The organism is Streptomyces sp. NPDC005791 (assembly GCF_042871485.1).
Classification (GTDB): domain Bacteria; phylum Actinomycetota; class Actinomycetes; order Streptomycetales; family Streptomycetaceae; genus Streptomyces.
Genome location: NZ_JBIAIP010000017.1, coordinates 151,546 through 165,433 on the forward strand (window position 1 = coordinate 151,546; position 13,888 = coordinate 165,433).

Genomic DNA, 13,888 nt, shown 5'->3' on the forward strand with positions numbered 1-13,888 from the left:
TGGATCAGGGGAATAGATAGGGGTTGTATTCGCCGCCCCAAGTTTTCTAGCTTTACGTCAGGTGTGCTCGCCGGGCACGGCAGGGGTACGAGGAAGTTCAAGCAGGCAGGAGCGTACGAGTGACGCAAGCCGAAGACATCCGGCCACTTTCCGAAGTGCTGCGTGGTCATGCACTCGACCGCCCGGACAAGGTCGCGTTCGCTGATGAGGAGCGTGAGGTCACCTACGCGCGGCTCGCCGGGCGCACGGGGCGGCTGGCCGGCCACCTGGCCGGCCAGGGGGTGGAGCGCGGCGACCGGGTCGCGATCCTTCTCGGCAACAGCGTCACGACCGTCGAGAGCTATCTCGCCGTCACCCGCGCCGCGGCCGTCGGCGTACCCGTCAACCCCCAGTCGTCGGACGCTGAACTGAGGCATCAGCTGGAAGACAGCGGGGCGCGGTTCGTCATCACCGACGGCGTCCACCTGGAGCAGGTCGAGCGGATGAGGGCGACCCGGGAGGGAATGCTCGTCGTCCTTGCGCACGGCGGCGCCCCCGGCGCCGGAACCCTCGCCTTCGAGGACCTCGCCGGGAGCGAGCCGCCGCAGGCCCCCCGGGACGACCTCGGCCTCGACGAGCCGGCGTGGATCCTCTACACCTCCGGCACCACCGGGGAGGCCAAGGGCGTGGTCTCCCACCAGCGGGCCTGCCTGTGGTCGGTCCGGTCCTCCTACCAGGGAGTCCTCGGACTCGGCCCCCACGACCGGCTGTTGTGGCCGCTGCCGTTGTTCCACAGCCTCGCGCACATTCTCTGCGTCCTGGGCGTGACCGTCACCGGAGCCACCGCGCGCATCCTCCCCGGCTTCGGCGCCCGGGACGTGCTGGAGGCGTTGCGCGCCGAGCCGTTCACCATGCTGTGCGGTGTCCCGTCCATGTACTTCCACCTGATGGAGGCGTTGGAGGAGCTGGGGGAAGACGGCCGGACCGTCCCGAAGCCGCGGGTCTGCCTGGTCACCGGTGCGGCGACCGGCGCGGCGCTCGCCTCGGCCGTCGAGCGGGTGCTCGGCGCGCCGCTCGTGAACAGCTACGGCTCGACCGAGACCTGCGGTGCGATCACCATCAGCCGCCCCGACTCCCCACGCCCGCCCGGCACCTGCGGGACCCCGGTGCCCGGCAGCCGGCTGCGCCTCGTCGACCCCGGAACCGGCCTCGACGTACGGACCGGCGACGAGGGCGAGGTCCTCGTCAGGAGCCCGGGCCTGCTGCTGGGCTACCACGGCCGGCCGGAGGAGACCGCGGCGGCGCTGCGCGACGGCTGGTACCGCACCGGAGACCTGGCCCGGTGCGACGCCGAAGAACGCCTGACGGTCACCGGCCGCGTCAAGGAGCTCATCATCCGGGCCGGCGAGAACATCCAGCCCGGCGAGATCGAGAACGTCCTGCGGAGCGTCCCGGGCGTCGAGGACGCGGCCGTGACCGGCCGCCCGGACGAGGAGCTCGGCGAAGTCCCCGTCGCTTACGTGCTACCCGCCGCCGGGGGGTGGTCGCCCGCCGAGGCGCTGGCGGCGTGCCGCGACCGGCTCAGCTACTTCAAGGTCCCGGCAGAGCTCTACGAGATCTCGGCCCTGCCGCTCACCGGCTCCGGCAAGGTCAGCCGCCGTAGGCTGTCCCGGCTCCCGGCGCGGTTACGGGGCGTCGGCACCGGCCACCACGACCACCTGCGGCACACACGGTGGGTTCCGTGGAAGCCGGAGCCGGCCGATTCCGGCGGTGCGCCGGAAGCCGGCGACGCTGCCCCCGCGTCGCGCTGGGCCGTGATCGGATCCGGCGATCCGGCGTTCACGGAGGCCGTGCGCCGGGCAGGCGGCATCGCGGAGACGTACCAGGACCCGGCGTCGGCGCGTGCCGCCGGTCCGTTCGACGGCTGCCTGCTCACGTCCGGCGCGCCGGACGCGCGCTCGCTGTCCGATGTACTCGCCGCCCCGCCTGCCCGGGAGACGGCCGGATCACCCGGTGGCCGGCTCATCGTCCTCGTCCGGGGAGCCGTGGCCTGTCGTCCCGAGGACCGGGGGGATCCGGTGGCCGCGGCCGCGTACGCCCTGACCCTGGCACAGGGCGACGCGCGGACGGTCCTGGTCGACCCCGGGCGGGGGGAGCACACCGAGGACGCGTACGTCACCGCCTGGCGCACGATCCTGGAGGCTCCCGCGAGCGAGACGGAGTTCGCCGTCCGCGATGGGAAGGTCCTCGTGCCGCGGCTTCTGCGTGCGAGAGCGACGACCGGGATCACCCCGGCCCCGCCGCGACCCGGCGGAGCCGCCCTGGTGACGGGCGCGGGCACCCTCCTTGCGCGCGTCCTCGCGGCCCATCTCGTCGTGGACCACGGGGTCCGCGACCTCGTCCTGTCCGGTGCCGATCCGGCCGCCGCCGAGTCCCTGGCCGCCGAACTGACGCGTCTCGGCGCCGGCGTGACGGTACGCGCCGAGACGGCGGACACACCCGAGGGCGCCGCCGCCCTGCTCGCGGCCCTCGGCCCGGACCGCCCGCTCGACACGATCGTCCACCCGGTGGCCACGCCCGCCGACGCGACGGCCGGGGACCAGTTGCTCACCCTGACCCGGGGCACCGGGAGCACGGCTCTCGTACTCTGCGGGACGCTGCCCCACCCGGACGCCCACTCCCACAGCCATTCGTCCGGCCCGGTCGCGGCGGCGGCCGCGGCCTACGCCGCCGCGCTCACCCACGACGCCCCCCACGCCACCTTTCTGGCCTTCGGCCCGGTCACCGCCGACGGGGACGCCCCGGACGCCGTACCCCCGGGCTTCGCGGCACTCACCGCACGGCAGGCGGCCGACGCCTTCGACGCCGGGCGGGTGACGGCGTTGGGGCCGGCGCTGGTGATGCGCACCGATCCGTGGACGCTGCGGTCCGCCGGGGCCGCCCGGCTCCGCCGGATGCTCCACGTTCCCGTGGGCGATGCCCCGGCCGCGGACGAGGGGCTGCGGGAACGGCTGGGCGCCCTGCCCCTCAGGGCGCGCGGGCGCGCGCTGACCGAGCTCGTACGGGACGAGGCGGCGCGGGTGCTAGGACTCGACGGGTCCGCGCGGATCGAGGCGGACCGTGCCTTCACCCACCTCGGGCTCACCTCGCTCACCGCCGTCGCCCTGCGCGAGCGGCTGGCCGTGCGGACCGGCCTGCGCCTGCCCGTGACGATCGCCTTCGACCATCCGACCGCGGCCGCGCTGGCCGTAGCCCTCGACCACCTGCTGTTCGGCCGTCTGCCGGACGACGCCATCGGGCAGCGCCCCCCGCGTGCCGATGACGACCCGGTCGTCGTCATCGGCATGAGCTGCCGCTACCCCGGCGGCGTCGCATCTCCCGAGGACCTGTGGAGGCTCGTCGCCGAAGGCCGCGACGCGGTCGGCGCGTTCCCCAGCGACCGCGGCTGGGACCTGGAGCGGCTGCTGCGCGGCGACGGCACCGAGCCCGGCACCTCGGCCACCGGCTCCGGCGGATTCCTCGATGCTCCGGGCGACTTCGACGCCGCGTTCTTCGGCATCAGCCCGCGCGAGGCCCTCGCCATGGACCCGCAGCAACGACTCCTCCTGGAGGTCGGCTGGGAGGCGATCGAACGCGCCGGCATCGACCCGACCACCCTGCGGCAGACCGACACCGGTGTGTACATCGGGCTGATGTTCCACGACTACGCCAAGAACCCCGGCGCCCTCCCCGAAGACCTGGAACGACTCCTCGGCACCGGCACCGCGGGCAGTGTCGCCTCCGGGCGGATCGCCTACACGCTGGGCCTCAACGGCCCCGCCCTCACGGTGGACACCGCCTGCTCGTCCTCGCTCGTCGCCATCCACCTGGCCTCGCAGGCCCTGCGCCGCGGCGAGTGCTCCCTCGCCCTGGCCGGTGGCGTCGCCGTGATGGCGACCCCGGGCACTTTCGTGGAGTTCAGCCGGCAGCACGGCCTCGCGCCCGACGGCCGGTGCAAGGCCTTCGCCGCGGGCGCCGACGGCACCGGCTGGTCCGAGGGCGTCGGTGTCATCGCCCTGGAACGGCTCTCCGACGCGCGCCGCAACGGCCACCCCGTACTCGCCGTGCTCCGGGGCAGCGCGGTCAACCAGGACGGCGCCAGCAACGGCCTGACCGCGCCCAACGGCCCGGCCCAGCAGCAGGTCATCCGCCGGGCCCTGGCCGATGCCGCCCTGAACCCCACCGACGTGGACGCCGTCGAAGCGCACGGCACGGGGACGGTGATCGGCGACCCGATCGAGGCCAACGCGCTCCTCGCGGCCTACGGCGAGGACCGTGACCCGGAACGTCCTTTGCTGCTCGGCTCGTTCAAGTCCAACATCGGCCACACGCAGTCGGCGGCCGGTGTCGGCGGCGTCATCAAGATGGTGCAGGCGATCCGGCACGGTGAACTGCCCCGCACCCTGCACGCGGACCGGCCGACCGAAGCGGTGGACTGGGCCGCCGGTGCGGTTCGTCTCCTCCAGGAGCACACCGCCTGGCCGGAGACCGCCGGCCCCCGCCGTGCCGCCGTGTCCTCGTTCGGCGTCAGCGGCACGAACGCCCACCTCATCCTGGAACAGGCCCCCGACACCCCGCCGACGACCTCGCCGTCCGGACTCCCCGACGCCGTGCCGGTCGTGCTGTCGGCCCGGACCGGACCGGCGCTGCGACGCCGGGCCGGGCTCCTGCTGGACGTGGTCCGGGCGGACCCGGCGCTCCATGTCCCCGACCTCGCGGCCGCTCTGGCCACGACCCGTACCACGTTCCCGCGACGTACCGCGTTCGTCGTGGACGGTGCCGCAGAGCTGGAGCGCAGGCTGGCGGCTGTCGCCTCCGGCAAGGACACGGGCGTCGAGCCGACCGGGCCGGGGGAGGCGTCGCTGGCCATCGGATTCACCGGTCAGGGAAGCCAGCACCCGGAGATGGCGCAGGAGTTGCACGCCGCCTACCCGGTCTTCGCCGCCGCGCTCGACGCGGCCTGTGCCGCACTCGACCCGCATCTCGACCAGCCGTTGCGTGAGGTCATGTGGGCCCCCGCGGGCACGCCCCGGGCCGCACTCCTGGACCGCACCGACTTCACACAGGCCGCGCTGTTCGCTCTGGAGAGCGCCCTCTTCCGGCTCGTCGAGTCCTGGGGCATCGTCCCCGACGTCGTCATGGGGCACTCGATCGGCGCGCTGACGGCCGCACACGCGGCGGGCGTCCTGTCCCTCCAAGACGCGGCCCCGCTCGTCGCGGCCCGCGGCCGACTGATGGCCGCGCTGCCGTCCGGCGGCGCCATGGCCGCCTTGGAGGCGACCGAGGACGAGGCCCGTACCGCGATCGCGACCGCCCCCGGAACTGTGGCAGTCGCCGCGGTGAACGGCCCGCGCTCGGTCGTGGTTTCCGGTGACGAGGATGCCGTGCGGGCCGTCGGCGAGGTGTTCCGCGCGCGGGCGCGCCGGGTGACCGGACTCCGGGTCAGCCACGCCTTCCACTCGCCGCTCATGGATCCCATGATGGAGGAGTTCAGGGCGGCGGCGCGGAAGGCGGTCTACCGGCCACCCCTCGTCCCCCTGGTCTCCGACGTGACCGGGCAGCTCGCCGAAACGGCCCAGCTCTGCTCGCCCGACTACTGGGTCCGCCACGTCCGGGAGACGGTCCGATTCGCGGACGCCGTGCGCGCCCTGCCGGGCGAGGGGGTCACCTCCTTCCTCGAACTCGGACCCGACACACAACTCACCACGATGGCGCGGGCCTGCGTGGCCGGAAGCGAACTGGCCCTGTGCGGAGGGCTGCGCCGCGGCAGGTCCGAGGTGCGCTCGCTGCTCGACGCGGTGAGTGCGGTACATGAGCACGGCGTTCCAGTCGACTGGCCGGAGTTCTTCGCCGGGCGCCCCGGACACCCGGTCGACCTGCCCGTCTACCCCTTCGAGCACCGGCGGTACTGGCTCGCTTCCGTGCCCGTGGGAGCCGGCCCGGCGGTGTCCGCGCAGAAACCGGCGCCTGCGGCCCCGCCGGGCGAGCCCTCGGCCGTGGAGCGGCTCCGCGCCGGCCTGGCCCGCCTCCCCGAGGCCCTGAGGGAACGGACGCTGACCGATCTCGTACGAGAAGAGGTCGCCGAGGTCGCGGGCTTCGACGGCCCGCACGAGGTCGAGGCCCGTCGCAGCATGACCGACATCGGGCTTGACTCCGTCTCCGTCGTGGACCTGAGCAATCGCGTCGGCGCACGGACCGGGCTCGAGCTGCCCGCCTCGCTGGCCTTCGACCACCCGACGTCGGCGGCCATCGCGCGCCACCTGCTGAACGCCATCCCCGCCCCGGATCCCGCCGGGAACGGCGGTCAGGCCCGGGCGTCGGAGGGCACGGTCTTCGGCGAACTGGGCCGGCTCGAAGCATCCGTCGGCCGGGACCGCCCCGATGCCGCCGCGCGCGACCGGCTCGTCGAGCGTCTTCGTACCTTGACCGCCCAGCTCGTCGACGGCCCGTCGACATACGCCGGGAGCCAGGAGGAGGTCTCGTTCGGGGACCGGGCCCTCGAGGCCGCGACGGTCGACCAGCTCTTCGATCTCATTGACAACGAACTGAAGGGATCGTGACGTGACGGATACCGAGGAGAAGCTGGTCGGCTACCTCAAGAAGGTCACCGCAGAGTTACACGAGACCCGTCGGCAGCTGCGCGGAGCCACGTCGGCCAGCCGTGAGCCGATCGCCGTCGTGGGCATGGCCTGCCGCTATCCCGGAGGTGTGCGTTCACCCGAGGACCTGTGGCGGCTGGTCCTGGAGGAGCGGGACGCCATCTCCGGATTCCCGACGAACCGGGGCTGGGACGTCGAGGGCATCTACGACCCCGATCCCGACCGGCCCGGGACGTGCAACACCCGTGAGGGAGGCTTCCTGCACGACGCCGCCCTGTTCGACGCGGAGTTCTTCGGGATATCCCCCCGCGAGGCAGAGGCGATGGACCCGCAGCAGCGGCTGCTCCTGGAGACTGCCTGGGAGGCGCTGGAACGCGCCGGCATCGACCCGGCGTCGCTGCACGGCAGCGACACCGGAGTGTTCACCGGTGTCGTCCACCACGACTACGCGACCGCGCGGGTACCGGACTCACTGGAGCCCTACCTCGTCACCGGTCTATCCGGCGGCGTGGCCTCGGGCCGTATCTCGTACACGTTCGGCTTCGAGGGGCCGGCGGTGACGCTGGACACGGCGTGCTCGTCGTCGCTGGTCGCCCTGCACCAGGCGGCGCACGCGCTGCGCTCCGGGGAGTGCGGGCTGGCGCTGGTCGGCGGCGTGACGGTCATGGCCACACCACGCGCCTTTCTGTCCTTCAGCCGACAGCGGGGCCTGTCGCCCAGCGGACGGTGCCGGGCCTACGGTGCCGGGGCCGACGGCACGGGCTGGGCCGAGGGCGCGGGCATGCTGCTCGTCGAACGGCTGTCGGACGCCCGGAGCAAGGGCCACCCGGTGCTCGCTGTCCTGCGGGGGTCGGCGGTGAACCAGGACGGCGCGTCCAACGGGCTCTCGGCTCCCAACGGACCGTCCCAGCAGCGGGTGATTCACAAGGCCCTGGCGCACGCCGGCCTGGAGGCCCGGGACGTCGACGCCGTCGAGGGACACGGCACCGGGACGAAGCTCGGGGACCCGATCGAGGCCCAGGCGCTCCTCGCCACGTACGGCCGGGACCGCGACCCGGGCCACCCCCTGTACCTGGGGTCGATGAAGTCGAACCTGGGCCATACGCAGGCTGCGGCCGGGGTCGGCGGAGTGATCAAGATGATCGAGGCGATGCGGCACGGAATCCTGCCCAGGACCCTGCACGCGGACGAGGCGACGCCGCACGTCGACTGGTCGGAAGGAGACGTCGAGCTGCTGACGAGCCGGCGCGCATGGCCGGAGACGGGCCGGCCGCGGCGGGCGGCGGTGTCCTCGTTCGGGATCAGCGGCACCAACGCCCATGTGATCCTCGAGGCCCCGCCCGAGGCCCCCGAACAGGCCACCGCCGCCGGCCCCTTCGGCTCGCCGGACGCCGTACGGCCGCTGGTGCCGTGGCCGCTCTCCGGGCGGGGGGCCGAGGTGCTGCGGGAACAGATCACACGGCTACGGGCGCGCCTCGATGAGGCGCCGGCCGACCCCGAGGACGTGAGCCACACGCTCGCCGGGCGCGCGGTCTTTCCGCACCGGGCTGTACTCCTGCGGGGCGGTGTCACCACCCGGGAGATCAGCGGCGTCGCGCGGCCGGGCGGCACCGCGCTGCTGTTCTCCGGTCAGGGGAGTCAACGCCCTGGCGCGGGAAAGGAACTGTACGAGACCCACCCGGTCTTCGCGGAGTCGTTCGACGCGATCGCGGACGCCATCGGGCTGCCCCTGAAGGACGTGGTCCTCGGCGGGGCGCAGGACGGGCTCATCGACCGGACCCGCTACGCGCAGGCGGCCCTGTTCGCGGTGGAGGTGTCCCTGTACCGGCTGCTGCGCAGCCTGAACGTCGAGGTCGACGCCGTGGTGGGCCACTCGGTGGGGGAGGTCGCCGCAGCCCATGCGGCGGGCGTGATGTCCCTGGAGGACGCCTGCCGTCTCGTGGTGGCGCGGGGCCGCCTGATGGAGGCGCTGCCACCGGGCGGCGCCATGGTGGCGGTGGAGGTCTCCGAGGCCGAGGCGTCGGTGGCGCTGGCCGGCCTGAAGGACCGGGTGGCGCTGGCGGCGGTCAACGGACCCGAGTCCGTCGTACTGTCCGGCGAGCAGACCGCGGTCCGGGAACTGGCGGACGCGTGGCGCGAACGAGGCGTACGGACCCATCGGCTGAAGGTCAGCCACGCCTTTCACTCGCCGTTGATGGACCCGATGCTGGAGGAGTTCCGTGAGGTCGTGGCGGGACTGGAACTGCACGAACCGGAGCTGGCCGGGCTGCCCGCCGAGGTCGTGGACCCCGAGTACTGGGTACAGCACGTGCGCAGCCCGGTACGGTTCGCCGAGGCCGTGGCACAGGCCCGTGAGGCGGGCGCCGTGCGCTGGCTGGAGGTGGGGCCGGGCGGGGTCCTGACCGCCCTGGCGCAGAAGGCCTTGCCCGACGCCGAGGACCAGGTCTTCGCCGCGTCGTTGCGTGCCGACCGCCCGGAGACCGAATCGTTCCTCGTGGCCCTCGCCCAGGTGCACGTCGACGGGGGCACGGTCGACTGGAGCCGACTGTCGGACGGGCGCGGCACTCTGGTGAATCTCCCTGTGTACCCCTTCCAGTACCGGCACTACTGGATCGAGGACGGACCCGCTCCCGCGACTGCGTCCACGCCCGCCTCAGCGCTCGCGGACCCGCCGCCCGACCACCGGGCCGACGGGGCCGCCAGGGGCGGAGCGGACGGAGCGAACGGTGCGGAGGGGTCCATTGCCGGTCTGACCGGGGCCGAGCGGCTGGCTGCTGTGACGGAGCTTGTACGGGCCGAGGCCGCGGAGGCCCTCGGCCACACCGGCGCGTCGATCACCATGGACCGCACCCGCCGGGAGCTGGGATTCGACTCGCTGACCGCGATCGAGCTGCGTAACCGGCTGAGCCGCACGCTCGGTCTCCGGCTGCCCGCCACACTCGTCCTGGAGCACGAGAGCCTGGCCGCGATCGCGGCCTTCATCGACAGCCGCCTGGAAGACCTCTCCGCCGGTCAGGACGTGGGCCACGGCCAGCCGGTCAGGGAAGGATCCGGCCTGCTCACCGAGTTGTTCCGGGAGGCAGCCGGGACCGGGCGCATCGATGACGCCGTCGCCCTGACCGAAGCTGCCGCGGGGATGCGGAGGACCTTCACCGATCCCGTGGATCCGGCCGTCTGCCGCGTACCGGTCTGGTTCGGCCGTGGCGGGGAACGCCCGACGGTCGTGTGTCTGCCCTCCTTCAGCGCGATCGCCGGTGTGCACGTGTACGCCCGATTCGCGGACGGGTTCAGCGACGGGTGGAGGGTGGCGGCGCTGGCCCATCCTGGGTTCTTCCCGGGCGAACCGCTGCCGGGCTCGGTGGAGGTCCTGGCGGAGCTGCACGCAAGGACGATCCTCGAGTCGGCGGGGGACGCCCCGCTGCTGCTGGTCGGCCGCTCCTCGGGCGGCTGGGTGGCCCACGAGGTGGCGGCCGCCCTGGAACGGATGGACCGGGCGCCCCTAGGTGTTGCTCTTCTCGACACCCCGGCGAGCGGGAGCGACCCGCGCGGGCGCGGGGTGATGGTCGGCGGCATGCTGGATCACGACCGCATGCTCGTCACGGTCGACGACTACCGACTGACCGCGATGGGGGCGTACGCCCGTCTCTTCAGGCAGTGGACGCCCGAATCGATCGCGGCTCGCACCTTGCTGGTGCACGCCGCCACACCGTACGGGGCCGAAGGCGAGCGGATCGGATCCTGGCATCTCCCGCACGACGCCGCCGAGGTGACGGGGGATCACTTCACGATGCTGGACGAACACGCCACGACCACGGCCGAAGCAGTGGAGAGGTGGACGCGGTCGTGGGTGTGCTGACTGACGGCCCCCGCTCACCCGGGCAAGACCGGGTGAGCGGCCAGGGGCCGGCACGGCACCAAGGCCGGGCTCCCGCGGTCCGCACCGATGGGATTGGATCCGCACGACGCCCGGCCGGCCCCGGGTTCAACTCGTGGAATGAGGACTGATGCTCGACGCTCTGCAATGCGTCCGCTACGAGAAGCGTGGTCGTGTCGCGTGCATCACCCTGGACCGTCCGCAGGTGCTCAATGCGATGAACCTGCGGATGCATGCCGAACTGTTGGACGTCTGGAATGACTTCGAGGCCGACGACGACATCTGGGTGGGCGTTCTCACCGGAGCCGGCGAAAGGTCCTTCTCTGTCGGCCAGGACCTCAAGGAACTGGTCCGCCGGGTTGACGAGTCCACCGCCACCACCTCCACGTTCGGCAGCCGCGACAAACCGGGCTGGCCGCGCTTGACCGAGCGGTTCTCGATGTTCAAACCGCTGATCGCTCGGGTGAACGGGTACGCCTTGGGCGGCGGATTCGAGCTGGCTCTGGCCTGCGACATCGTGATCGCCGCGGAGCACGCCGAGTTCGCGCTGACCGAGGCGAAGCTCGGCCTTGTCGCGGGTGCCGGAGGGGTGTTCCGGCTGGCCCGGCAGGCGCCCTTCCGCGTCGCGATGGGACACCTCCTGACCGGTCGCCGCATGACCGCGTCCCGCGCGTACGAACTGGGCCTGGTCAACGAGGTCGTGCCGGGTGACGGGCTGGACGCGTGCCTTGCCGGCTGGCTGGAGGACGTACTGAGCTGCGCGCCGTTGTCCCTGCGCGCCGTCAAGGAGGCCGCGACCGTCTCTGCCGTCATGCCGCTGGAGCGGGCGTTTACCACTCGCTACACGTGGGAGGAGCGGCGCATGCTCAGCCGGGACGCGGTGGAAGGCCCCCGCGCGTTCGTCGAGAAGCGCTCCCCGAAGTGGACCGGAACCTGACCGGACCGAATGACGTGATCCCGAAGCGCCGTCCCGTTCACCGACCAGCGAAAGGTTCTTTGATGTCTCTCGAATCCCTGCCGGGCCCCGCACGGGCACCTTCACCGCCAGTGACCGTGCAGGAGTTCATCGACTCGGGCCCGATGGGACCGAGGCAGCGGCTCGTCGCATTGATAGGCCTGGCGGTCATGGTCGCCGAGGGCCTCGACATCACCATCGCGAGTTTCGTGTACCCGCACATCATGCGCGACTGGGGCACAGCGATGAGCTCGGTGACCACCACGGTGACAGCTGGAGTGCTGAGCATGGCGGTCGGCGGTGTGGTGGCGGGGCCGCTGGCCGACCGGTACGGGCGCAAGGGCGTGACGACAGCCGGAATCCTGGTCTTCGGGGTGGCTACGGCGGCGATGGCACTCGCCACGGCCGTCGAGTTCTTCGCGGTCCTACGAGTCGTGGCATGCCTCGGGCTCGGTGCCGTGGCTCCAGGCGTCATGGCGATCGTGGCCGACTCGACGCCGGCCGCCCGCCGCGCATCGGTGGTGGCACTCGCCTTCTCGGGCATCGCGGCGGGGACTGTGGCGGGGGGCGCTCTCGCATCTGCCGTCATTCCGGGATTCGGCTGGCGGCCAGTGCTCGCACTCTGCGGTCTCGTCCCCCTTCTGCTCGTTCCTCTCGTCGTCGTCTACGTCCCGGAATCGGTGCGCGTACTTCTCGCACGCGGACGACCGGCCGAGCAGATCCGAGCGAGCCTCACTCAGCTGGCACCCGGCAGGGAGACCTCTCGTGTCGACCTGACCGACGCCCGGGGGGACAAGCGGCAACCGATGCAGAAGCTCAGCGCCATCGTGCTGACCCGCTCCTACGTGAAGACAACGCTGCTGATCTGGCTCTGCTACTTCGTCCTCCTAGGTGTGGTCTACCTCTTCCTCAACTACCTGCCGCTCATGGCGTCGCGCGCCGGGCTGACGGCGTCGCGCACAGGCGTCATGGTTCAGGTGTTCGGCAGCGGAACTTTATGCGGACAGCTCCTGGTGTCGTTCGGCCTCAGGAGATACGACCGCTTCCGCCTTCTCGCGCTCGCGTCGGCGCTCAGCGCCGTCACCGTCTGTGTCACCGCGGCCGTGGACGTGGGGAGTGCCGGTATATTCTCCGCAGTCTGCATACTCGGAGTGTGCCTGGGTAGTTCCATGGGCTCGCTCCAGGCGGTCGGAGCACTGGCTTACCCGGCGACATTGCGTGCCACTGGCATGGGATGGATGAGCGGAGTTGGCCGCATCGGGACGCTCGCCAGCGGCCTGCTCGGCGGCATCATGATTGGTGCCGGCTGGAGTATCTCGCGGATTCTCTTCGTCTTGTGCGTCCCCTTAGCTGTCACCAGCACGTCAGCGCTGCTGCTGCGTAAGAAGGTCGGCCCGCCCGCACTCCGCGAGCCTTCGCCAGGATCAGCCGAGGTGGAACCCCAGGCGGTCTGAGCGAGGTTTGTGGCAGACCAAGGTGCCCTCTCCCCGAGAGGCACCCAAACGTGCATGACTTTCTGGGTAGTGCAAATCCGTGCCGGGAGCGAACGATGGTTGAGGCCACATCGGTGACCTTACGAGCCGAGGGCCAGCGACCTTCCAACCCTCGTCGGACCTCATCAGGAGAGAAACGAAGGTGTTCTCCCGCTCGAAACGCTGGTACCACAGCCTTAACCTCGATCTTTCCTACGCCCCGCAGAACTTGGAGGTGGGCCACAGCACTTCGAGGGCAAGTCCGCCGTACCCCGAGCAGGGCGAGCCGATCAGCGGAGGCCGCGCGATGGTGGTCTGCATGTCACCGGCTCCGTACGATCCAGCCTGTGGAGCTGCTCCTGCCTGGGCGGCAAGAGGAGGCGGAACCGGAGAGGGCGCTGCGGTCGTGGACCGGCGGCTGCGGGCGGTCCGGAGCCGAACGGACGGAGGCGACACGGGCGCCGACTCGGCATGAGGGCAGCCGGCTGCTTCGCGCAGGGCTGTATACGCCGTGCCGAGCGCGTCGTCCATCACCCGCACCGCGGCCTTTCGGGCGTCGGACTGGTCGCGGAGATGCTCGGTCTGGTCCAGGGGAGCTGGTGGGCGAACGCTCCGAGGCGGATGCCTACCACACGCGGTCGACGTGACGCGACCGACATCGGACGTTGCGAGGTCGCTTCGGTGACAACTCTGCGTGAAGGCTGATGGCTGCTCAGGTTGATCTGACGCATCGTCGACTATTTAAGATCATCTTGCACATGCGTTGCACAAGGCACTGAAAAACAACAGTGATCAGTGAAGGTCCATGAAGGTGAGTATTCGCAGGTCAGATGGCATGTTGCGGTGGGGGGGGGCCGGGGGGGCCCCGGGCCGCCCCCCCCCCCCCCGGCGGGGGCGGGGGGGGGGGGGGGGGGGCCCCCCCCCCCCCAACCCGCCCCCCCCCCCCCGCCCCCCCCCGCGTTGTACATAA

The 13,888-nt window shown here is 72.0% G+C and carries 3 protein-coding genes and 1 pseudogene; all 4 read left to right on the forward strand.

The features are described from left to right. Positions 1–119: 119 nt before the first annotated feature. The 4 genes and pseudogenes from ACFYSH_RS28885 (at position 120) to ACFYSH_RS28900 (ending at position 12,900) form a co-directional block, all read left to right on the forward strand. A complete protein-coding gene (locus ACFYSH_RS28885) occupies positions 120–6,578 on the forward strand; it encodes a beta-ketoacyl synthase N-terminal-like domain-containing protein (protein ID WP_359468709.1) in 6,459 nt (2,152 codons plus the stop codon). Between the two features lie 13 nt (positions 6,579–6,591). Next, positions 6,592–10,473 (forward strand): annotated as a pseudogene (locus tag ACFYSH_RS28890) (type I polyketide synthase); the annotation flags it as partial. A gap of 148 nt (positions 10,474–10,621) precedes the next feature. Then, positions 10,622–11,428 (forward strand): enoyl-CoA-hydratase DpgD, encoded by an 807-nt coding sequence (gene dpgD, locus ACFYSH_RS28895; RefSeq protein ID WP_359468706.1) that lies wholly within the window; start codon positions 10,622–10,624, stop codon positions 11,426–11,428. Between the two features lie 62 nt (positions 11,429–11,490). Further along, positions 11,491–12,900 (forward strand): MFS transporter, encoded by a 1,410-nt coding sequence (locus ACFYSH_RS28900; RefSeq protein WP_359468703.1) that lies wholly within the window; start codon positions 11,491–11,493, stop codon positions 12,898–12,900. Positions 12,901–13,888: the final 988 nt, after the last annotated feature.

Excerpts from the sequence above, each read along its gene's own strand:
- ACFYSH_RS28900 (WP_359468703.1), top strand. The coding sequence starts at position 11,491 with ATGTCTCTCGAATCCCTGCCGGGCCCCGCACGGGCACCTTCACCGCCA.
- dpgD (WP_359468706.1), top strand. The coding sequence starts at position 10,622 with ATGCTCGACGCTCTGCAATGCGTCCGCTACGAGAAGCGTGGTCGTGTC.